Source organism: Rhodococcus sp. 27YEA6, from assembly GCF_044908235.1.
GTDB lineage: Bacteria > Actinomycetota > Actinomycetes > Mycobacteriales > Mycobacteriaceae > Rhodococcus_F > Rhodococcus_F qingshengii.
Genome location: NZ_JBIYCY010000034.1, coordinates 1 through 21,617 on the forward strand (window position 1 = coordinate 1; position 21,617 = coordinate 21,617).

Consider the following 21,617-nt stretch of genomic DNA (forward strand, 5'->3'; position numbering starts at 1 on the left):
GACACATTGGCATCAGATGCACTGAGTCCGCATCACATTGGCGTACTAAAAGATCAGATTCACTGAGTTCGCATCAGATGCAATGAGCCAGGACACCAAAACCACGCTCAGCTGGTGGTTTGTGGGTCTACGGTGCGGGAAGGAAAATTCTCGTCGGTCACCGCACAAATAACGTTGGTGACTGTGACACCGCCGCCAAAACGGGCCTTGTCGGCCATCGCCGCGTGTGCGTCGCGGACGACCCCGCTCCATCGGGCGAGAACTACGTCGGCGGATGTTGCAGCGGGATCCCGTGGTCGACGAACAGTCGCACCGTCTCATCCAGCTCCGCTGCGGTGCGGCACCCCCAGCGCAGGAAGTTGTACAACGAACTGGCGGATGCGGGATCGACGCGCGCTGCCTCGATGGCGGCCTCGGCTGCAGCGTGCGCGTCAGCCCATAAATCGCGCTCGGGTGCGGGATAGGACGAGCGCGTCGGAGGTGTCCCGGGATCGACCGGCTCATAGGGTCGTGGGCGCAGCAGAGATGCGTGCGCACCGCCGGCATTGATCTCACCGCTCTCGACCATCGCGATGCCGATCGCTGCGGCCTCGAGGACTTTCGCCTGCTCGTCCCAGTGCAGGTCCTCGAACGGAACCCACGCGGTCCGCAACGGGCGAGAACGACCGGCGGCCCTCCATATCGCAACGAGTCTCGTCGCCCACCGTCCGGTGCGAACCAGTGGCGAGGACACTTCGTCGACGACGGTGCGCAGAAGCCGGAACCACACTGCGGCATGTACCCGGCCTGAGCCGAGTTCCACCCATCCCGTCGTCAGAGCCTCGGTGCTGCGCCGATCGAGGTCCGTGACCGCTGAAGAAACCGGAACGGGCGAGACCCGTTCGTCCGAACCGAACCGGACCTGATCCCAGAAGATCGCATGACCAGGGAAAGCAGAGCAGGGTTCGAGTCGACAACGGTGGTCGAGGCAGCTGCTCAGCACCGGATATTGACGCAGCAGAGTCATGTTGATATCAGCAGTGGATTCGAGGCTGTCGACACATGCCGGGCATGCCCGACTGCGCGGAGTGCTAGCCCACGGCAACCATGCCTCGCTCGTGGGTGTGCGGCGTCGTCGATCCTCCCTCGCGAGGTCGGCCGGTAGCAGGATCGAAAATTGGTGGACGTAGGTGTCGAAGTCGCAGTCGGCGGGGTCGGTGCTGTCGAGCAGCCACGGTGTCCACCCCGCCAACGTCATCATCCGTACCCTCTCTACCGGAACTGCGCCGCGAACGGCCAGCTCGGCAAGTATCGGCTCCGGTGTGTAGCGGTCGAGATCCTCGACAGCACAATCGATATCGACGTCTGCGAGCAGGTCAGAAGGCCTGATGTGCGGATACAGCTCGCATATCCGGGCCAACCAGGACGAGAGGGCCTCACCTGGCAGTGGCTGCGGGTGCAGCGGCCACGGGCGAACGTACGCATCATCGGGCATAGGTGCGAGCCGCGCGTTCATGCGAGGTGGCGCTCGAACTGGCGGCGGCGCTCCGTGGGGCCGACGTACGGAGTGCGCGTGAGCACCGATGAGGTGATCGCTTCCTCTCCGCTGTCGACGGCGGTCACTGCTGCGGCAGTGAGCAGCGTTGTCAGTTCACCGATGGTGCCCTCGGAGCGAGTGAGGAGGTAGTCGGTCATCTCCGGTGATGTCAGGTGCGAGGGTTTGCGGAGGGGGAAGCTCGTGGTGAAGCTGGCCAGCAGTGATCTGGCGTCGGCCGTGTTGGTCCAGACCGGCAAAGTCATGGGGTGGAATCGGTTCTCCAGCTGAGGATCGGTCCGGATGGCGAGGTAGGCGTCGCGGGTTCCGACGGCGACAAGAGGAATGCGTAGTTCGTTGCCCAGGAATCGCAGCACGTTCAAGAATTCGCGGCGGACGTTGTCGCGGCCGGCGAGAACATTGTGGAGCTCGTCGATGATCAACATCCGTACGCCGGTGGCGCGGAGCAGCATCAATGCTTGCTGTTCGAGTTCGTGGACCCGATTGCGTGGTCGGGTCGGTGTTCCCAACGCTGTGAGCAGTGCGAGGTAGAACCGGCCAGGTGACGGGTCCGGGGGCATCTGCATGCACAACACCGGTATCTGCTCGCGGTCGGACAAGCTGATCGGCGGATGAGTGCGCCGGAACTTTTCGATGATCATCGACTTGCCGTTGTTCGTCGGACCGAGCAACAGTAGGTTCGGCATACGCTGCCGGTCCGGCCACGACAGCAACGTCTCCAGATGGTCGATGACCGTACGAGCCTGCGGATACCCGATCCACCTCTCCGACCGGATCAACCGGATCCGCTCCGCATCGTCGAGTACGGTGAGCGGTCGAACCGACTCCCGCAGGTGCCCCAAACCCTCGCCGGACGACTCGGTGGGTTCGTCGCTGCTTCCCATCGATGCGGTCATCGCCTCACCATTCCTCGATGTCGCTGAAGACCGGCGTTGCGGTGCCGCCGTCCGCTCGAGGCTCCTCCGGCGGGTGAATCGCCGGGATCGGTGCAGACGCGACGCCGGTGAGATGCATACGGCGGGCACGGTTGCGCCGGGCTTTGCGGGTAGCTTTCTGCGAGCGGTCGGTGACCTCGCGCATCTGCTCGATCATCGAAAACAGTGCGCTCTCATCGACGTTCGACCGACCTTGTTCGCGGAGACGAGTGATAGCAGCTCTGTGCTCCCACAGTGTCACCGCGGGATGTGACATCGTCCGATACGGCACCTCGACATAGCCGGCACCCTCTGGTTCGAGGACCCAGATTCTGCTCAAATCGCGTGGGTCACGTCGTATCACGAACCGCCCCAAATCCTCTCGCCGCGCAACCCACGGTTTGAGCGCGTTCGAGAAGTAGTGCACGTGATCGAGAACGAAGCCCGTGCGCGTCAGACGTCGCCGGATGACGGGAAGAAAGTCCACCAGGAACGCGGTTTCGCCGAGCACCACACGAGGGGCATGACCAACTGCGGCGACCGCGCCGGCCCACACGGCGGCCGGAGTGTTCCCGATCCCTGTGTGAACGCTCGCGTGATACGAGGCTATGGCCAGGACCAGCCAGCGCTCCAACTCACGCAATGTCAACGCCGCGTGCTTGTCCGAGTCGTAACTTCCTCGGTCCGCGGGGTTCGAGAAGGTGGTCCCAGGCAGCTCGTGCACCGCCGTCATCGCCGTTCCGATGATGCGTTCGACGATCCCGCCGTAGTGCGGTCGGCCCGGAGGACGGTATTCGAGTGTGATCGCGTGCTGGGCGCATCCGCGACGCAGCGCTTCGCTTTTGAACTCGGAGGCGTTGTCGAGATACAACTGTTTCGGCTTCCCTGCCATCGGCCAGTGCACCTGCTCCGCGAACTCGCATGCCTCCAGCCATGTCTGTTTCTCGCAGCACACGCGGCCCAGGCACAACCCGACCGATATCGACGACGGCGGCTCCAGAGTGACGACGAACCCAAGTACGGAACGGCTGAAGACATCGATGGCGATCGTCAGGTAGGGGCGGCCGATCGGTTGCCGCTCGTACTCGTCAACGACCATCAGATCGACGACGGTGTGGTCGATCTGGACCTGATCGAGAATCCCCGACACCGTCGGTGGACTGTCGCCGGCGGACTGACGTGGGCGGGCGGCATCGGGTCCTCCGCGTGACCTGGCCACCGATGCCGGATGGAGCGCGGCGATACGCGCGGTGACGGTATTTCTGGCCGGCACAGGCAGACCCGCGCGGTGGCACGCCAACGCGATACGTCGATGCAGCGCAGCGACACTGAGCTTCTGACGGTGAAGAAAATATCGGGTGAGATGATCGCCGATCACGTCCTCGACCTCGGCCGTTACTCGGCTGCGGCCACGCCCACCCGACGAGACCTTCGTCAGAAGATCGGTGACTGTCCCCGTCCCGTTCCTGAGCCTGCCGACCAACGTGTAGACCTGCCGCCTGGACAACCCCAACCGCTGCGCGGCATCGTCGACCGCTTCCAAACGCACCGGATGCATCTCCAGCAAGGGAGCCAGGACAGCGAAACGGGTCTCGGCCTGGGACCACCGCTCCCCCGACGCGGTCAGCACACCGGTCTCCACGACGTCGAGCTTGTCAGGGTCCATCACAAGCCTCCCTGTCACCGAGAGCCGAACGTGCGACCGTGCACCGCACTTCTGACATCAGGATGTCAGAAGACCACTGCACTCACCCTCGAAACACCTGCAAAGAGTGCAGCCGTCTTCTGAAATTGACAAAATTGACGTGGGGAAATTCTCGCGTTTTCGTCCGATATATGTGTCCGTTGGATTCGTCCGTTATGGCATAGTTTCTAGCGGACAGTTTGTGTCCGGGACGTCTGAACGGCGAAAATCGGGAGTGCAATGAAGATCGGCTACGCGCGTGTGAGTACGACGGCTCAGGATTCGTCGATTCAGGTCGGCTTCTTGCCAAGGAGGGTGTCGATCGCGACCGGGTGTACGTCGATCACGGAATCAGTGGCCGGCAGACTCGGCGGCCCGGACTCGACAATGCGATCAACGCGGCCCGCGAAGGCGACGTGTTCTGTGTGACGAAACTCGACCGGCTCTCTCGGTCAGCGGGGGATCTTCACGAGACGGTGAAGCGACTCGCTGCCAAAGGTGTGGCGTTGTCGATCGACGGGAAGATTTACGATCCGACCGATCCGATGGGCAAGATGTTCATCGGTGTCCTCGGGTTGATGGCCGAATTCGAGTCCGATCTGATCCGGAGTCGGACCAGGGATGCTGTTGCGGCGGCGGCGGCCGGCAAGATGAAGGGCCGTCAGCACAAGCTAACACCGGAAGAGCGCGCGTACCTGCTGCAAACGTATGAGACTGGGCAGTTCAAGATTGAAACACTGTGCAGGAACACAGGTTTGAAGCGCTCAGCGCTGTACGCGAACATCGAGTTGGCCCGCACCGAACGGGAAGCTGGAGCGCTCCCGGCACCCTGAAACTAGCCGGAAGTCAGTCCGTCACGTCAACGCTCGGCAGATGTCGTCGCGTTCTCCGTGCCAAATAATTCGGAGAAAACGTGCCAAATAATTCCGAAAGTCACAGCGAAGTCTTCCCGAAATAGTGGAATAGACCGCCTCCCTGAACAAGACATGTTCGCGGCTACTCCGTGAGATCACCGCGCCTACGATGCTCCCGCTTGAACTGGTCGGTCGTGAGCTTGATTCGGTCGGGTCGCGTCACTCGTATCGGCTCGCCGGTCTCAGGATCCACCGGAATGTAGTCGCCGTAAACCCCTGAGTCGTGCCCGGACGAGAACGCGCGATTTTCCCGTTCCGCTTTCTGGTGGGCAAGCAGTCTTTCGTTCCTGGCACGGCGCTCGCGAATCATCTTGGACGTTGCCCACTTTTCGTAGCCGAAGGCGAAAATCAAGAAACCAACAACAAGACCGCCGAATACGAGGGCAACTATCCAGAAAAGGTGCACGGCAGAAATTTCACAGGTAGCGGTAGCGCGTTGTCAAGCTGCTTGGACTGCAGTAGTTTTCGGATGTAAGAGGGCGCGTCTCGACGTGTCGCACTGAGGATCTCAATGCGGGAAGCAAGGTCCGCTGTGCAGCGACGGATGTGCCAGCATTCGACAACCCCATGGTGTCGCTTCCATGCGTGGTGAATTCGGGTTGGTGCCGTTGCGAAGCACATGCCGCTTCAATGCAAGGCCGCGAGGTCCGTGGTGAGAAGGGTAAAAATTACCGGGTGCGCGACAACTGAACTCCGCTGCGCCAGACAACGAACCCGGTGAGCGCTCCGACCGCAGCGCTGGCCAGTGGCCCGACGATGAGATACAGCGTCGGGCTCTCATCACTGCCAGGGCAGAGGGAAATCGTAGGTAAGTTGGCCGGATCCGTGATCTGCGATGTCAGAGGTGCGTACGAAGCACATTGAGTCGGTTGTCCGAGCCACCAAAGCACGAAGCCAACGCAGATAAGACCACCTATCAAGAAGGTTGCAGCCCCCGCTGCGATCAACGTACGCATCTCAGCATCCTTCCATGGTCGCGACCCACGTTCAGTTCGGCGGATAGCGTCGTCACCATAGAATTGAAACGCCGGATTGAATTGAAACGCCGGATTCGACAGAGACCAGGAGAACTTCAGTGACCATCGTTTCATCGGAGTGGCCCGACGGCGACGCCGTCGGCGAATTCACCTGGCGCATCAGCGTCTTCACGGCAGACAATCGTCCGGTGCCTCTGGCTGGGCGCTCGCAGACACACGAGGCCGCCCTGCATGACATGGTCGTCAAAGCCCGGGCCTACATGGCCCAAGAGTCGGGCCCGTTCATCGACCGCACCGCACTCCACGTGAACCGAAACTACGTCCAGGTCCAGGGCATCATCGATCCTGAACTCAGCGTCGACGATATCGTCGCTCGAATCACCGCCGCCTACGCTGCCGAAGCCGCCGCCGATGCCGAACGTGAGCGCCGTCATCGCGAGATCGATGCCATCCCGACACTGAGCCCGACGTCCGCAGGCTCGGTACGCGAGGCGTGGCATGACATCGAAGCCTGGCTGACGGTCAACACGGACTACGCGGCTGACAATTGTGTGCCGCCGCAGGAGTTGACGGGAACCGACGGTTGGCCGGACGAGCTCGTCGAGTTTCTGACGCTGTATTCCGGTGCGCCCTATCGGCTACTGCCGCTGAACGCATTGCTGACCGTCGAACAGATCCACGGTGCACGCCGATCGATGGTCAAGGTCTGGGCGGGCTTGGCAGCCGAAGAACCCGAGATGGTCGACGCGAATGCGTCAGCGCAACCCGCGGGAACACCTGCCTACTCCTTCATCGAGGAGTACATTCCGTTCGCTGGATTGGATGGATACTTCTGGTTCGTCGACACCCGCCCGGGTCCGATGCATGGGTGCGTTACCGAATACAGCCGCGACTCGAGCGACGAGGACGGCCCCAAGTGGATGTCTATCAGTGCCATGCTGACGGACCTCGCCGACAGCCTGGCGGGTGAGACCGTCTTCGATCGCATGTGGCTGTCGTCTATCACCGATGGCGAACTCGACTGGCAGATAAGACGTTAGCTGCGGCCGCCGAAGACTGTTCGAGTGTTTTCCTGGAGTGGCAGGTGTCGTCGACGAGGAAGGTCCTTTTCATATTTGCCAACGGTTTCGGTCACCCGAAGCCAGGTTGCAGGAGCCAGTGCCCCGCGAGAACGGTGACCAGCTGACCGAATGCCCGACCCTGCACCCGCTCATGCGGCTACCGGTGCAGAGCTGGCGGTGGTGTGGACAGGCTGCGGATGTGCCGGTCGCGGTAACGATCGTTCCCGGCGAGCTAGCCCGTCATCTTAGGATCACGGCGTGAACTTGATGCTGTAGCCGGCTAGGCCATCGATTTTCACGCGGTACTCGACACCTTCAAGCGTTGTCATGGTCCAGCCGTCCTTGACGCTTATCGTCTCGCCCACAGGCATCCCCGCGACACCTGCGACCGCGAGTCCCTCGATGTCGCCGTCACTGACAAACTTGATGTCGGTTTCGCCCTGTTCAGCGTTGGTGGCCTGGCCGAAGATCATGCCCACTGCCAACTCCGGCGATGTGTTCTTGACGGTGACCGGGAAGTAGACGCTCACGGGCTCCAACGGCCGGTCATACAGGGTGCTCGCGTCCTCACTCGGCGTGAACTCGACCGGTGCGCCCACGGTGATCTCCAGCTTCACCTCGCCCGACCGCACCGTGTCGCTGTAGATCGCGGTCTGGCCGAACTTGCATGGAATTCCGCCCAGTTTCCCGGCGCAGATCATCGGGTCGACCGACGAGGAGGGTTCCGCTTGCCTTTCCGGAGCAGACTGCGGGGAGGACTGCTCGGCACTCGAGGCTGCCGCGGTGTCGGTCGTGGACGCGTTGCTGTCGTCTTCCAATAGCGCTCCGGCGGTGAGGATACCCGCCAGGATGACACCGGCGGCGCCAACTGCGGCCCATAATCGCCAGGGGGGCTTTGGCTTTGGCCGACGGAAGGTCATGGTGGTTCGCAGGCGGCCCTCCTGTTGGGTGACCAACTCCCAGCCTTGCTGCTGCTTGCTTGTGATCGTTTTCGACTCAGTGCCGCGGATCGCCTTTATCTCAGTGAACTCGTACCGTGTTTCCTCGCCGGTCATGTCTCTTTCCGTCCTTCGATAGCGGTAATTGCGGGTGAACCCGTAACCAAGGACGGGGAAATAAGGTGCACGATGCAGTGTGCACTATCCGGTGGCATCGATGGACGTCATCCAAAGGAAACTCGTTCGCGAACTGCCTCATCCGACCTTCTGGAATGAGGTAGGTCATTCGTCAGGACGGCCGATACGTGCCCGTGAAGCATCATCCCCGGTGTGGTGTCGAACTAGAAACAGGTCGCCACACAGCTGCCGATCCGAGGGGTTCCCTACAGATCGGGACCGTCGAGTGATCGTCGGTCTGGCAGGTGTGGCGACCTGCTTCTCGTCGCATCGTGAAGGTTACTTGGCGGGGCAGACAATTTCGGCACCGCGTGTGTTCATTCACCAGTCGTGCAGATCTTCCAATGAACCGATCCGATGTAGGGGGACAACGAGGACTCTCTTCGTCGTGCGCCTGCATTCGAAGGTCTCATCCATTATTGAAGACACCAGAAGAATGGGGCGATTGGTCTCTGTGTCCAGGGCATTCGCGTGGTAGAGCTCGTCGTGGGCGCTTAAGAAGTTGTCGATCACTCTCAGTTCCCCCGCGTTGTGGGGATGAACGGTGATGTTGATCCATCCGGGCTGACTTGTGGAAATCAAGCTGGACGAGTCTCCCGACTGGGTGATGTATCGATAGTTCATCGCCTGTTCGAAGAGGGAGTTGGCGAATCTGGCTTTCCTTTTGATGCGCGTGGCGATGGTCTCGGGATCTGTACCCGCCGTAACTTCTTCGGTGGCCTGTCGGAATATCTCGGTGAGGTCTGGTAGATGCTTGATCTCGGAGAAGGTCAAGTAGATGGGAAGCCCAGGTAGGGGTTCTGTGAGGTGTACTCGCGTGTCGGTCAAGCGCAGATCCTCCAATGATGTCCTGGCAGTCAGTCTTTCAAGTAGAGACGGCTGGCTTCGTCAAGGACGCGCCTGTAGGCGGCGTCGGTTGCCTTGAGCGCGGTGTCAACGAGGTCGAGTTCGCGGAGTACGGCTTCGTAAGTTTCGGGCCCTGTGGTGGCGTCGCCGAGGGTGTCCGCTTCGAGGGTTTCAGGGTCGTACAGCTTGTAATCGGCGGCGCTGGCGGCGAACTCGGTGAAGCAGATCGTTGATTACTCCGAGTTGGCCGTGCAGTTGCAGATAGAGGTCGCTGGGTGCAATGCGGTCAGGCATGAAGTCGCCCTAGTGTTTCTCTGTTTTCGGTGTTCAGGGGAAGGCGGATATTGGCGTCAGTGTGTGGCGGACAGGTGGATGGTGAGCACGTCATCGATGCGGGTTGTGAGGTCGACGTTTTCGTGCAGGATCGCTGATGCGTTGACGGCTCCGAGGGTGCCGGCGCACAGGTTCCATGCGAGTCGGTGTGTCGTGAGCGTGTTGGTGAGTTCGCCGTCGGTGATGGCGGTGTCGATGATGTCATTGACGGCGTCGACCCAGTGCGCGAACCCGGCCGCGTTGTCGATGGCGGGTTCGAGGGTGAGTTTCATTCCGGCCCGCACGTTGGTGTCCTCGGCAATCTGACGAGCGAGGGACGTGAAGATCGCTGCCAGCTTCTCCCCTGCCGTGCTGCTCGAACCGGATGTCAGTGCTTCGCTGATGGTTTCGTCGAGGGTGCGGTTCCAGTCCGAGATGAGGTGCTGCGCGATCGCTTCTTTGGATGGGAAGTGGTAGTACATCGCGCCTTTGGCGAATTTTCCGGTAGCGCTGATGGTGTTCATGCTGATGTGGCCGTAGCCGTCGGTGTCGAAATGCCGGGCCGCGACGGCGATGATCGCTTCCCGTGTTCGCACTGCGCGGTCCTGCATTGCCGAGTTCTTACTGCCGGGGACGCGACCGATCCGGTGGGTTGTCGTGGTGGCAGCGTTTTCCGGGACGTTCGCCGATTCGACGGGGCTGTTCACAGGGATGCTCCTTCGACCATGCGGACGGCGGCCGGGTCCGTTCCACGCCACATCACCAGTAGATCATCGACCCGCCTGCTGATGGTGTGATTCTCGTCGAGGCTGGCGGCAACCTGCACAGCGCCGACGAAACCGGCGCAGAGAGTATCGGCAATCCACGACACGGCGGAGTCGAGGGCGCGGGAACGACTCGCGTCGACGACGATCGGTTCGATCGCAGCGGTCCACGCTTCGTAGGTGGCTCGGGCGCCGCTGAGCGACTTGTCGACAGACAGGATGAGGCCGGCGCGGATAATCGCCTCGTTTTGGGTGCGGCGGGCGAGTTCGCGGTAGATCATCAGTACTTGCCGGTCGGCGAGTTGACCGGTTGCGATCGCTTTCCCGACTGTCGCGGTGACTGCGTCGGACCAGCGGCCAAGCATCTCCCTCGCGATGGATTCCTTCTTCGAGAAGTGGAAGTACATCGCTCCCTTGGTGACCGGGGCGAGTGTGACGATGTCGTCGATGGTGGTGCCCGCGTATCCCGTTTTGCTGAATAGGATTACGGACGCCTCGAGGATCGCTTCGCGGGTGACTTTCGCTCGTGGCTGCATCGGTGGTCGGCCGGTCTTACCGTGGTCGATGTCTTCGGAGAGCTCGTTATGATCGTTCATTGGTCACAGATGCTTTCTGTGGTCATCGGCCTGCCCTGACGGTGTTACAGCACTGTCGGGGCCACCCCTCTTATCGGTGCGTGTGGGTCAAACAGTGGTGAGTTCGCTGCGCATCGGGTTCTCGGCGGCTCGCAGGTCGGGCAATGGCGGACTGTCGAAGCCTGCTTCTCGGGCTGCGGTATCGAACTTCTCGTACCGGCGCCACGCTGTCGATGTCGCGACAGGCGGCTTCGATTCCAAAGCGATGGTCTCCCACGTGAGGTTCGGGTTCGTGAGCTTGCGGACTGCCGTGTCCTTCACGTTCTTCGCGAGATCCGACCCGGCAATGAAGGCCATGAGATCGTCTATGCCCGCCTCCGTTTCGCCCTGTGTTCCTTCGATGTCTCGACGGGCTGGCTCCGTAGCGGCGTCTTGGGGATCGAGGATTTCGTCGAGGCCTTCGTTCGTCATTTCGTCCACGAAAAACGGCTCCGCAAAGTCCGCAATAGCGTCCTCGTTGCCGGCCTTCGCATCCACCGCTTTGGCGTCCACGTCTAGATCCGACTCACGATGCTCCGCAATATTGTGGGCGAACTTCTCGCGGCGCTGAGGGACGCGAATCGGTCCCCGGCCTACGGTGAGGTCAGACGCAATACTCTTTGCATCCTCACTGTCGGTGGCACTTTCGACGATCGAACGGTAAGCGGCGTACGCCAATCCGACTGCCTTCACCAGGATTGAGATTTCGGGGGGTGAATGCCAAGACCAGGGCTGGCGGAATGATCGCTATGGCCGCCGCAATGGCCGGCGTTAGTGGAATGAACCCGAGGTCTCCCCCACCACCGATTGACTCCTGTGCAGCGATTGCTGCGTGATAGGCGTGGTAGGCGTTTCCGAGGATGCTGATCACGACGACGCTGACTGCGAGGGCGATGTAGAAGCCTCTGTCGCGTTTGTTCATGTTGAGCTTGCTGATGATGACGATCGCGATGGTGGCGCCGAGGATGGCGCTGTCGACGATCGCAGGGAAGATCCAGGTCAGGTGTTCGAGGAGCAGTGCTTGCCGTGCGAGGTCGCGTTGTACGGCGAAGGAGAGTACGAATGCGCCGGTGGTGATACCAAGCGCAATGACGATCGCGAGTGCGAGTGCAGCAAGCAATGCGCCTAGCTGAATACGAGCTGCCCGAAGGATAAAGCCGGTCATGACTGGGTTCTTTCCTTCCAGGGGCAACCGGTGGTCGTTCCACGGAAGCACCCTTCGGCCCGCCAGTGGGGGGAGCAGAACGGGCTCGATCACAGCCCACAAGTCATCGGGAATCTCATCGGCGCGCAAGACATACCGAGCATCGAGCATCGATCTTTCGCGCTCCTGATTAACGACAAACTAGCCGATGGAAGAGTCTGCGAACACCGCTGCAACGAACCCCTGTGCGTTCGCGTGGAGTCGGAGCACCTCAGTGTCTCCCCCCAGACCGCGTACCTGCGATACGCGGTCGCCTGTGGGACCCCCGGGAAATTTCCGCAGTGGTGTAGACGCAGGCCGCCAGCCGTTGAAGCGAGACTTCACACCGTTGCCGTCGACCATCACGTGGTCCGTTCCCTCCATCCGCGCCTTGTCGCCGACCGTGATCCGCACTCGCGGCCCGATTCACGGAGAGTCGAGCAGCTCGATTCCGTAGTCGGCGACGACGGCACGCACCTCGGCGAGGTAGCGCTGTGCCTGCGCCGTGAGCGGGACCCCGGAATGACTGATCCAGCCGATCTCGATGCTCTCGTCCACGTCGAGTGGGATGGCGACGATCTCGGGGTCGAGATCGTCACTGATGATGCCGGTCGAGATCGTGTAGCCGTCGAGTCCGATCATGAGATTGAAGATTGTCGCGCGGTCGGAGACCCGGATTTCCCGCTTGCTCGACAGGGTGGAGAGGATCTCTTCGGCGAAATAGAACGAGTTGTTCGCGCCCTGGTCGAAGGTGAGCCTTGGCAGGTCGGCCAGATCATCGAGAGCGACGCGATCTCGGGAGGCCAACGGGTTCTGTCTGGAGATGAAGATGTGCGGCACCGCGGCGAAGAGCGGGCGGAACACCAGGCCGGAATCTCGCAGGAGTTTGTCGATGACCTTCCGGTTGAAGTCGTTGCGGTACAGGATGCCCACCTCACTGCGGAGTATCCGGACGTCCTCGATGATGTCCCAGGTCCGGGTCTCACGAAGCGAGAACTCGTACTGTGCCGCGTCAACGGAGTCCACCATCCGGATGAACGCCTCGACCACGAATGAGTAGTGCTGAGCCGAGACTCCGAGCAGCCGACGGGACGGTGGCTGACCGAGGTAGCGCTGCTCCAGCAGCGACATCTGCTCGACGACCTGCCTGGCATAGCCGAGAAACTCCGCGCCCTCCTCGGTCAACGTCGCCCCCCGGGCCGATCGAGTGAGGAGGGTGCGTCCCACTCGGGATTCCAGGTCTTTCATCGCGGCAGACATGGTCGACTGGGCGACGTAGAGAAGGTCGGCGGCGCCGGTGATGGACCCTTCCGCCGCGACCTCGATGAAGTAATGCAGTTGCTGCAGTGTGATGCCTCTGGATTCTCGTACCATAGCTAAATGCTATAGAGGACCATAGGAAATGTTAGTTACCCGATGACTGAACTGGGACTGCAGGATAGTGGCAGAGACTTTCCGCAAGGCCGAGCCTGGCCGATCAAGACCCGAATTGGACGTTCATGTCGAACGAATTCACGTTCAGCATCACCACCACCCGCTTCGACGAGGACTACTCGCCGTCGGAGCATTCTCGGACCACCACGAACTTCGCCAACCTGGCCCGAGGCGAACACCGTCAGCCGAACCTCCGCCGAACCCTGGCGATGATCAATGACCGGTTCAATGGTCTCGCAAGCCGGGGCAATCCGGGCCTGGACCGCTACGCCGTCGAGCTCGAGATCGTCTCCGCGGAGCTGCAGTTCAGCTCGGACGGCGCGGATCACCGGCTCCCCCTGATCGAGGTACTGGATATTCAGATCGTCGATCGCCTCACCGGCGCACGATTCCCGGGGATCGTCGGGAACAACTTCTCCTCCTACGTCCGCGACTTCGACTTCAGTGTTCGACTGCCGGCAGTCAACGAGGGCACCTCTGAGTTCACCGTGCCCGGCGACTTCGGTGACCTGCACGGCAAACTGTTCCAACATTTCCTCGACTCCGAGGCCTACAGGGAGTGCTTCGCGGTGGATCCCGTGATCTGCATCAGTGTGTCCACGAGCCGGACCTACCGCCGGACCGGGAATCACCATCCGGCCCTCGGTGTCGAGTACCAGCAGGACGACTACTCGTTGACCGACGAGTACTTCGGGAAGATGGGGCTGCAGGTCAGGTACTTCCTGCCGCCCGGCGGTGTCGCCCCGCTCGCGTTCTACTTCCGCGGCGATCTGCTCAGCGACTACACCGACCTGCAGCTCATCGGCACGATCAGTGTGATGGAGACCTTCCAGAGGATCTATCGGCCGGAGATCTACAACGCGAACTCGCCCGCCGCTGAGATCTACCGACCGACCCTCGATCAGCAGGACTACTCGCCTACCCCGATCGTCTACGACCGCGTCGAACGCGGTCAGCTGGCAACGAAGCAGGGCAAGTACGCGGAAGACCACTTTGTCAAGCCCCACCGCGAGTTACTCGAACAGTGGGCCGCCCGCTTCCCCGTTCTCGTCGGATGACCATCGGAGGAAAGTCGACCATGAACCAGATCTTGCCCACGTCCACCGTTGGCAGCCTGCCCAAGCCCTCGTGGCTCGCCCGGCCTGAAACCCTCTGGGCGCCCTGGAAGTTGCAGGGCGATGAGTTGGTCGAAGGCAAGCAGGATGCACTGCGTATCGCCGCCAAGGAACAGAGCGATCGCGGCATCGACATCGTCAGCGACGGAGAGCAGACCCGTCAGCACTTCGTGACGACGTTCATCGAGCATCTCGACGGGGTCGACTTCGAGCAGCGCGAGACGGTTCGGATCCGCAATCGTTACGACGCGAGTGTGCCCACCGTGGTCGGCGCAGTGAGCCGCTCCAAGCCGGTCTTCGTCGACGACGCGAGATTCCTCCGGCAGCAGACCGATCAGCCGATCAAGTGGGCACTCCCCGGCCCCATGACGATGATCGACACGCTTTACGACGGCTACTACCAGAGCCGCGAGAAGCTGGCGTGGGAGTTCGCGACGATCCTCAACCAGGAGGCACGAGACCTGGAGGCTGCGGGGGTCGACATCATCCAGTTCGACGAGCCCGCGTTCAACGTCTACTTCGATGAGATGAAGGACTGGGGCGTGGCGACGCTGGAAAGGGCAACAGAGGGATTACGCGCCGAGACTGCAGTACACATCTGTTACGGCTACGGGATCAAGGCGAACACCGACTGGAAGGCCACCCTCGGCTCGGAGTGGCGACAGTACGAGGAGTCGTTCCCCCTCCTGCAGCAGTCCAGCATCGACATCATCTCGCTGGAATGCCACAACTCCCATGTCCCGATCGACCTCGTCGAACTCGTCCGGGGCAAGAAGGTCATGCTCGGTGCCATCGACGTGGCGAACGAGAAGATCGAGACTCCGGAGGAAGTCGCCGCCACTATCCGGAACACTCTCAGGTTCGTCGACGCGGACAAGCTTCTGCCGAGCACGAATTGCGGCATGGCGCCCTTCTCCCGGGACATTGCACTGGCGAAGTTGAGCGCGCTCAGCGCGGGTACGCGCATCGTTCGTGACGAGCTATCGACCGCGAAGCCCTAACCTGTTGGGCCTCATCTCACCGGTTAAGAGCGGGCTGCTCAATGTTTGATGCGTGATACGGGGTATGTGTTGCGCGTCGACGAGATTCCCGATGACTTGGGGGCTGTGATCAAGCCCGTACTGGCGGGCCGAAGGGGCGAGTTCTGGGCCGGTCCACCGCAGAGTGGTCAGAAACCAGTGACCGGGGGTGACGAGGTGTGTTTTGCCAGCCGCCGAAAGGGCCAGCGGCCTTGTTCGGTTGGGGAGCTGTGGTGACACGGTGGGCAAGTACCGATCGCAGCTATCGTCTCCTGGGGTAAAGGTAGTGATGACGACAGAATCGGCGGATTACAGGCCTCCGATCGATATGCCGCTGCACGTCAGCATCAGGTGGTCGTAGGTTCATCTCGAACGGGAAAGCTACGCGTCCGGTTGCGGCTCAGTATCGGTCCGTCTGATTATGCAACGGCCGGTCGGGTACGCCTCGGGCGTACCGAACGCCACTGTTTGGGCTTTCACGCAAGTCAAACGCATCATGAAAATTAACGAGCACCACCGTGTGAGTCTCGGAATTATGTGGCACGTTCTTCCTGAATTATTTGGCACGATGGTAGCCGTCAGGCACTCTCACCTTGGATCCTCGGTCGAGTAGGAGGTGGGCGGTATCTCGGACCTCTCTGTGTTGAGATCCGCCAACCGGCATTCTCCGAGCTACCGAACAACTCCTCGACGCGGCGACTGTTCAGAAAACCACTGATCAACTGCCACAGTTCATCCGCGAACGCCGGGCATCTGGTCCGACCAAGCGAAGCAAGAGCACGAACGCATCATCATCATCATCATCGAGCGCGGCCACGATCCCGCGCTCGGCGATCACCCTCGAATCATCGGGGTACACCCCGCCCAGGAACTCCAGCCCATGCAGATAACCGTCGGGTTACCTGTTCGGGCGCATCCCCTCATTCTTCCACCACGATCACTCCTGCAAGATCGGCGGCGTCAAGTATTCCAGCGCTGCTAAGCAGGCCCGTCTGATCACATCTGTGCCCGGTGGGAGTGGGCCCGAGGCATTGTCACGTTGACGAGCTATCGAGGGCCAGCTGGCACGATTTCGATCGTGACCACCACCGCCGCGCCGTCGTACAAGCGTCACCGCTACCCCACCGAGATCATCGACCATTGTGTGTGGCTGTATTTTCGGTTCACGATTTTCGGTTCACGCTGAGCTTTTGCGACGTGGAGGAACTCATGCTCGAACGTGGTGTCGTGGTCTCCTACGAGACGATCCGGCGATGGTGTGACAAGTTCGGGCAGGCCTACGCGAATCGGCTGCGTCGCCGCCGTGCTCGCCCCGGCGACAAGTGGTTCCTCGACGAAGTTTTCGTCCGGATCAACGGAGTTCAGCACTACCTGTGGCATGCCGTCGACCAAGACGGCACAGTCCTGGACGTGCTAGTTCAGTCCCGTCGAAATACCAACGCGGCCAAACAGTTCTTCCGAAACCTGCTCAAGGGCTGCTGTCGGCCGGTGAGTACCGGCAGGTGATGGCTGATCAGTTCGCCGTATGGCGCGAGGCTACCGGTAGCGCCGTCGCCGCCTGAAAAGGCGCCTGCGACAAGGCCGTTGTATCACCACGCATCCGAACACACCGTGTCACCGAACATTCACGTTAATGTGACAATCCCCCAGGACGGGACCCCTACTGTTCGACTGATCTCTCGGCGTCTTCAAGCGTCCCCTGTGTTCGCTCGATGACGGTCGATCTAAGCTCACCTCGACAACACAACTTTCACCTTCACGGGAGCAGTGATGAGACCGCGATCCATCTGGCTCGCCGCACGATCGGCCGAACTTCGGGCCGCTCTGCTCGACCTCGGGCTCACCGTCACCGACGCCCAAGCACAGACAATTCTCGCCGACAAAATCTCCGAACACATGACACTGATCGGTATCAGTCGCCGTACCGCGCAGAATGCCTTCACGGAAGAGCGTCTCCTTGCATTCGCCCAATCACTGGCGGTCTCGCTCTCCGACGAAGCCCCCGGCGCCGACCTCATCGCATTCGAACACATATTTTCATGCCCCTTGCCGCCGTCGGACTCACCACCGCAGCACTGGCCGAAGCGTTGAAAGTTGCCCACATCAACCTCGACGACATCGAAGCCGTCACCGGCCTGTCACTGCTCTCGACCCTCGGCATGATTACCGCCGACGCTCACACCTCCCTCGTTCCCACCCCACGTCCACTGCTCCTCCGCATCGCCCGGTACCTCGATGCGGCCGCGGCATCCATCCTGCGCGGCGCGAACCTCCCCGACGGACTCGACGAAGCCAACCGCTCCTACTTCGCCGACATCCTCGCCCAGGACGCCGACGGAATCCGCACCCTCGCCAACAGCGACGACACCCCGCCACTGTGGCGCACTCTCGACTCACGCTGAGCACCGAGAAGTAGACGGAGCTGCTACTACGCCCCTCACCGAATCTGCCACTCCGTCGAACGCCGTCGATGCCGCTCCTCCGAAGAGCCCAGCGTCCTTAGCCAACCCTGCGCCGAGGTCGCCGCCGACCGCAGGGCAAGAGCATTTCTCACCCCCGGGGTACCAGCCGATCAGCATTGACGCAGTAACATTCCTGCTCGTGGTGCGCTGCTTTCCGCCTCGGTTCCAGCGCACCACCCACCCCACGACAGGCAGTCACTTCATCTCTTGTGCCTGCATGATTGACATGTGCAGGAGCTACCCGTGACCTTCCCCGCCAAGCGTCTGACCGCCCCACTCGAACAACTACCCATCAGTGATGACGCCGCCATGTGCCAGCTTCTACGCACCACCTTGCTCGATCACGCCCAACATGGTCGCGACATCACCGAACCCACCCTGCTCGGACTGCTCGCTGTCACCAGCGCCCTGGAACAACGGCTCACCCGACTCGAAGCAACGATCCAACCCGCACCACGCAGGAACCCGCACCCCTGAACAAGCCGATCCCGACGGCGCGGCATTAGCCTCCACCGACGGCACCCGCCAGAGCGGTGAAGCGCTGAGCGAAGCACTGACCTAGCTGAAAGACAACCGTAATCCGGTTCGCAGTTCGTCGGCTCCGCGGCTGATGCGGATGTCCGGCAAAATTCATCGAGAGTGCGGCGCCCCACACACAGGCATCATGCCGGCTCCGGCCAGCGCGATCGTCTCGGTCATGATGTCGCGCCGAACCTTCAGTCGTTCTCTGAAACTGATCACCGCCTTGGCCACCGAGGGCCTCTCACGCGCTGGAGCTGCACCGGTGTCCGGGCGATGCACTGCACGGTGTGATTGTGCCGGTGCATCCTCTTGCAATCAGCTCGGCTCGTCCATCGTCCAACCTGAAATTCTCATGGAATCCGAAGTGACCGCAGTTCTGAGCTGACGGAAAAACGTGCGGACACGAAATCGCTGTCACCTCGACGCGCAGAGGGTCGCCTCGGCAGTCGGCGACGTGTGCCCTTCTTGCTGAGCTGTGCCCATGTTTGGGGCCTACACATTCCGGTTAACTGGACGGGGGATCAAATTCCTCGTTCGAGGGTGCGATCGCGGACATCGCAGGGGTTCGCACCTTTTCTCGTGTAACAGGAGCCCCATGCCCATGTGCTTCGAGCAGGCGACCGTCTCACCGACCGCCTCGTCCCTGTCGCTGTCCGTTCCGGCCTCTCCCGACCACCTGTGGATGCTCCGGTCGATGGTGCGCACAGTCGTGTCTCGTCATCCTCTTTCGCGGGATGCACTCGATGATCTCGTCCTCGCCGTGGACGAAGCCGCTGCCATTCTCGTCAGTCACGCCCGCAGCGCGAGCGCTGTGGTGTGCGTCGTCGACAGTGGTCCCGGCTCACTGCGGGTGTACCTGACCGCCACCACCCACGCTCCGGTCGACGCCCTTAGTTCTTCGTTCGGATGGTTCGTGCTCGCCGCCCTCGTCGACAACGCGACACTCGACCAAAAACCCGCAAGACCACCCGCGGCGAACGAACTGTCCGTCACCATCAGCGTAGAAAAAGCCTTCCCATCAGGCGGGTGAGTGCCGCCGATCACCCGGATCGAGACGCACCGGACCCGACACGTTCCCGGGGCCGTTCCGGCATGCGATCCATTACATTTTTTCATTCACTGTAACGATCGTCGATGTGGTGTCGATAGCTCTGGTATTGCTGTGGGGGGTAGTGGAGTCGACGAGTTGCTCGAGTACATGCGTGTGAGGTCACCTCGGCTTCGTAGTCGCATCCGCTCCGAAGCCGAGGTGAAAACTCATGCCTGCAAGTCGTCGTCGCCGTGCTGCTGCTCTCGCGGCGTACCTGGCGCAATTCGCCGGCATCGCCAGGGCCGAGGAGAGACCGAATGATTCTTTGTATGCAGGGCTTTCAACCGACGAACTTCTCCAACGCCATCAGGACTACCTGCAAGCGTTGATCTGGGCGCAGGCGACTGCCTTCTCCGACGACGACGACGAGGCCCTCGCTGCGATGAGCCGGCGATACACCTTTCACTCCGCCTAGGGTCGACCTCGCCGTTCCGTCGGATTACCCGGGACGTATTCGAAAGATTCGCGCGCCGTCCCTTCCCGGATGATCCGCATGACGTTCGATACGCTCCGGTTGAGCAGCCCCACTGCGCGAAACGGGGACGCTGCAGCCACCTGAAGCGTGCGGCAGTTGCCAGGGAGGCCCGGCGGAACGACGGCGACGTCGATACGGAGGCAGGGCCCCTTCTACGCGAGAGGAGTGCAGAATCTCGAAGATCAACGCACCGAATCCGGCCACAGGCTACTTCTCTACGCGGTGCCGATACTGCGGAGATCTCGTCTACGAAGGTGACTGGATCACGCCCCGGGAGCGTCACGAGGTCCAACAGCATCACCGCGAGCTGTGCTTGGCGCGGCTGCCCGATGCCAACGAAGATGCAAGCCGCAGGGGCACCCTGTCTACCGTCGTGCTGACGCTCGTGCGAGCACCGCAACCGTCGCCTCATGCTGCAACCGGGTAAGGACCGAAAAGGGGTCTCGCCGAGAAGACCCTGCCAAGAAAATCAGTTCCGAGAACAGCACAGCTGGTTTCGAGCACCGGGACTGCGAGAACCGGAATGGACCTCTCAAGGATCGGTCATTGCTCCGGAGAACCCGTGGTCCGTCGACCTCCTCGAGTCCACCATCGACGCCCACTCACACGAGGGAATCCACGTGCAGAAAGAGAGCTCGGGTATCCGTGCGCGGGTTTCTCTGATGAGATGACCAGCATGAAGAAGTTGCTGGTCGTTGCCGCGATAGCCGTTGGAATCACCGCGTGCGCAGACAAGGACGAGACTCCACCGGAGTTGCAAGAATCTGCTGTGCCCACTGTCGGCGCATCTTCTTCCGCCCCCGCTCCTACAGACGAATTCGGGGAGATGATGAACGAGGGCGCGCAAGCGCAAATCCAGCAACGCCCCGAGGAAGCTGCCCAACTCGCTGCCGATTTCGCCTCCATCACCGGGGAGCAAGTCACTGTCGTGGCGGCGCAGCAGATGTCGAACATCGTGTGTCTGGACATGGAGAACGCCCAAGGGCCGGGAGCACTGGGGGCCGTCTCCGCCGCGATGGCGACCGAGACCGGGGTCAGTGCGGAGATGATGACTCGTGTCGCTGAAAGAGCAGTGGCATACCGGTGCCCGGAGTTGGCGACCAAGTAGGGCCGCCCCTGATCCGGCACTGTTTGAGAGCGGCACCGATCGGGAACCAGTTCTCACGGTCGCAGGACGGTCGCCTCGGCCGGCTTCGGGCGTGTTCGAACCGCACGGTTCGCCGCAGAAGTCCACCGGCCCGCCGAGGGAGCCGACACTCTCCTCGGCGGGCCACTGACCACCACATCTATTCTCTACGGTGGTCCACGACTCGTCGATGCAGACGGTTCAGGCAATGCCGCCAGAAAACGGTGGTGCCCGCCAGCTCACATGTGAGTGCTGCGCCGGCGGGCTCTGCACGCCGTGAGAGACCAACCTTACGACGCACAGTCTGTAGCACTGACGCTGCTTCTCTTACGGAGCGACTCCAGCATCGATGCCAAGGTTCTGGTTGGGTCCCTGTGTAGAAGTCCAGTGTCTGTGTGACTTTCGTGTCCGATAATGGGCACAGGAGGAAATTCACGAATCATGGCACGCAGACAC

The 21,617-nt window shown here is 61.4% G+C and carries 23 protein-coding genes; 13 read left to right on the forward strand and 10 right to left on the reverse strand.

Features of this window, described 5'->3' with window-relative positions:
* Positions 1-262: 262 nt before the first annotated feature.
* Genes ABH939_RS32045 through ABH939_RS32055 form a run of 3 tightly spaced genes read right to left on the reverse strand, consistent with a single transcriptional unit; the run spans position 263 to position 4,114 of the window.
* Positions 263-1,474, reverse strand: coding sequence for a TniQ family protein (locus ABH939_RS32045; protein WP_241064937.1), 1,212 nt, complete (start codon positions 1,472-1,474; stop codon positions 263-265).
* Between the two features lie 17 nt (positions 1,475-1,491).
* Positions 1,492-2,430, reverse strand: a complete 939-nt coding sequence (locus ABH939_RS32050; protein WP_094610788.1) for a TniB family NTP-binding protein — start codon at positions 2,428-2,430, stop codon at positions 1,492-1,494.
* Between the two features lie 4 nt (positions 2,431-2,434).
* Positions 2,435-4,114: a Mu transposase C-terminal domain-containing protein gene (locus ABH939_RS32055; RefSeq protein ID WP_094610787.1), complete on the reverse strand. Its 1,680-nt coding sequence runs from the start codon at positions 4,112-4,114 to the stop codon at positions 2,435-2,437.
* Positions 4,115-4,464: 350 nt separating this feature from the next.
* On the opposite strand from ABH939_RS32055, the gene ABH939_RS32060 reads away from it, so the two are divergent.
* Both ABH939_RS32060 and ABH939_RS32065 read left to right on the forward strand, forming a co-directional pair.
* Positions 4,465-4,965 carry a recombinase family protein gene (locus ABH939_RS32060; RefSeq protein WP_241064936.1) on the forward strand — a complete coding sequence of 167 codons (501 nt, stop codon included), beginning with the start codon at positions 4,465-4,467 and terminating at the stop codon, positions 4,963-4,965.
* Between the two features lie 1,156 nt (positions 4,966-6,121).
* Entirely contained in the window at positions 6,122-7,063 is a 942-nt protein-coding gene (locus tag ABH939_RS32065; RefSeq protein WP_151097326.1) for an SMI1/KNR4 family protein, read from the forward strand.
* Positions 7,064-7,335: 272 nt separating this feature from the next.
* On the opposite strand, the gene ABH939_RS32070 is transcribed toward ABH939_RS32065, so the two are convergent.
* Together ABH939_RS32070 and ABH939_RS32075 are read right to left on the reverse strand one after the other, a co-directional pair.
* Entirely contained in the window at positions 7,336-8,139 is an 804-nt protein-coding gene (locus ABH939_RS32070; RefSeq protein ID WP_151097324.1) for a hypothetical protein, read from the reverse strand.
* Between the two features lie 381 nt (positions 8,140-8,520).
* On the reverse strand, positions 8,521-9,027 hold the full coding sequence (locus ABH939_RS32075) for a hypothetical protein (protein ID WP_151097322.1): 507 nt from the start codon (positions 9,025-9,027) through the stop codon (positions 8,521-8,523).
* 17 nt (positions 9,028-9,044) lie between these two features.
* Here ABH939_RS32075 and ABH939_RS32080 point away from each other — a divergent pair, with 17 nt between their 5' ends.
* On the forward strand, positions 9,045-9,278 hold the full coding sequence (locus ABH939_RS32080) for a hypothetical protein (protein ID WP_151097320.1): 234 nt from the start codon (positions 9,045-9,047) through the stop codon (positions 9,276-9,278).
* 117 nt (positions 9,279-9,395) lie between these two features.
* On the opposite strand, the gene ABH939_RS32085 is transcribed toward ABH939_RS32080, so the two are convergent.
* The 5 genes from ABH939_RS32085 to ABH939_RS32105 all read right to left on the reverse strand — a co-directional run bounded on the left by ABH939_RS32085 (position 9,396) and on the right by ABH939_RS32105 (position 13,292).
* The gene (locus ABH939_RS32085) at positions 9,396-10,064 is read right to left on the reverse strand and encodes a TetR/AcrR family transcriptional regulator (protein ID WP_151097318.1); all 669 of its coding nucleotides are present in this window, start codon (positions 10,062-10,064) and stop codon (positions 9,396-9,398) included.
* A complete protein-coding gene (locus tag ABH939_RS32090) occupies positions 10,061-10,717 on the reverse strand; it encodes a TetR/AcrR family transcriptional regulator (protein WP_151097316.1) in 657 nt (218 codons plus the stop codon). The genes ABH939_RS32085 and ABH939_RS32090 overlap by 4 nt, the downstream gene beginning before the upstream one ends.
* Before the next feature lie 87 nt (positions 10,718-10,804).
* On the reverse strand, positions 10,805-11,428 hold the full coding sequence (locus tag ABH939_RS32095) for a hypothetical protein (protein ID WP_241064934.1): 624 nt from the start codon (positions 11,426-11,428) through the stop codon (positions 10,805-10,807).
* Complete coding sequence (locus ABH939_RS32100) at positions 11,364-11,900, reverse strand: DUF2637 domain-containing protein (RefSeq protein ID WP_241064933.1); 537 nt, start codon at positions 11,898-11,900, stop codon at positions 11,364-11,366. Before ABH939_RS32100 ends, ABH939_RS32095 begins: the two co-directional genes overlap by 65 nt.
* A gap of 444 nt (positions 11,901-12,344) precedes the next feature.
* Positions 12,345-13,292, reverse strand: coding sequence for a LysR family transcriptional regulator (locus ABH939_RS32105; protein ID WP_151097314.1), 948 nt, complete (start codon positions 13,290-13,292; stop codon positions 12,345-12,347).
* A 125-nt stretch (positions 13,293-13,417) separates the two neighbouring features.
* Between ABH939_RS32105 and ABH939_RS32110 the strand changes: the two genes are divergently transcribed.
* From ABH939_RS32110 to ABH939_RS32155, 10 genes are all read left to right on the forward strand, one after another.
* Positions 13,418-14,410: a putative oxygenase MesX gene (locus ABH939_RS32110; RefSeq protein ID WP_151097312.1), complete on the forward strand. Its 993-nt coding sequence runs from the start codon at positions 13,418-13,420 to the stop codon at positions 14,408-14,410.
* A gap of 20 nt (positions 14,411-14,430) precedes the next feature.
* A complete protein-coding gene (locus ABH939_RS32115; RefSeq protein WP_151097310.1) occupies positions 14,431-15,468 on the forward strand; it encodes a methionine synthase in 1,038 nt (345 codons plus the stop codon).
* A 1,227-nt stretch (positions 15,469-16,695) separates the two neighbouring features.
* A complete protein-coding gene (locus ABH939_RS32120; RefSeq protein ID WP_372510035.1) occupies positions 16,696-16,992 on the forward strand; it encodes a DDE-type integrase/transposase/recombinase in 297 nt (98 codons plus the stop codon).
* A 264-nt stretch (positions 16,993-17,256) separates the two neighbouring features.
* On the forward strand, positions 17,257-17,577 hold the full coding sequence (locus ABH939_RS32125; RefSeq protein WP_230587713.1) for a hypothetical protein: 321 nt from the start codon (positions 17,257-17,259) through the stop codon (positions 17,575-17,577).
* Complete coding sequence (locus tag ABH939_RS32130) at positions 17,526-17,888, forward strand: hypothetical protein (RefSeq protein WP_241064932.1); 363 nt, start codon at positions 17,526-17,528, stop codon at positions 17,886-17,888. Before ABH939_RS32125 ends, ABH939_RS32130 begins: the two co-directional genes overlap by 52 nt.
* Positions 17,889-18,191: 303 nt before the next feature.
* A complete protein-coding gene (locus ABH939_RS32135; protein WP_151097308.1) occupies positions 18,192-18,425 on the forward strand; it encodes a hypothetical protein in 234 nt (77 codons plus the stop codon).
* 187 nt (positions 18,426-18,612) lie between these two features.
* Complete coding sequence (locus tag ABH939_RS32140) at positions 18,613-18,855, forward strand: hypothetical protein (RefSeq protein WP_151097306.1); 243 nt, start codon at positions 18,613-18,615, stop codon at positions 18,853-18,855.
* Between the two features lie 210 nt (positions 18,856-19,065).
* On the forward strand, positions 19,066-19,500 hold the full coding sequence (locus ABH939_RS32145) for an ATP-binding protein (RefSeq protein ID WP_157838978.1): 435 nt from the start codon (positions 19,066-19,068) through the stop codon (positions 19,498-19,500).
* A gap of 229 nt (positions 19,501-19,729) precedes the next feature.
* The gene (locus tag ABH939_RS32150) at positions 19,730-19,975 is read left to right on the forward strand and encodes a hypothetical protein (protein ID WP_021343300.1); all 246 of its coding nucleotides are present in this window, start codon (positions 19,730-19,732) and stop codon (positions 19,973-19,975) included.
* Between the two features lie 727 nt (positions 19,976-20,702).
* Positions 20,703-21,143, forward strand: coding sequence for a hypothetical protein (locus tag ABH939_RS32155; protein WP_024488231.1), 441 nt, complete (start codon positions 20,703-20,705; stop codon positions 21,141-21,143).
* Positions 21,144-21,617: the final 474 nt, after the last annotated feature.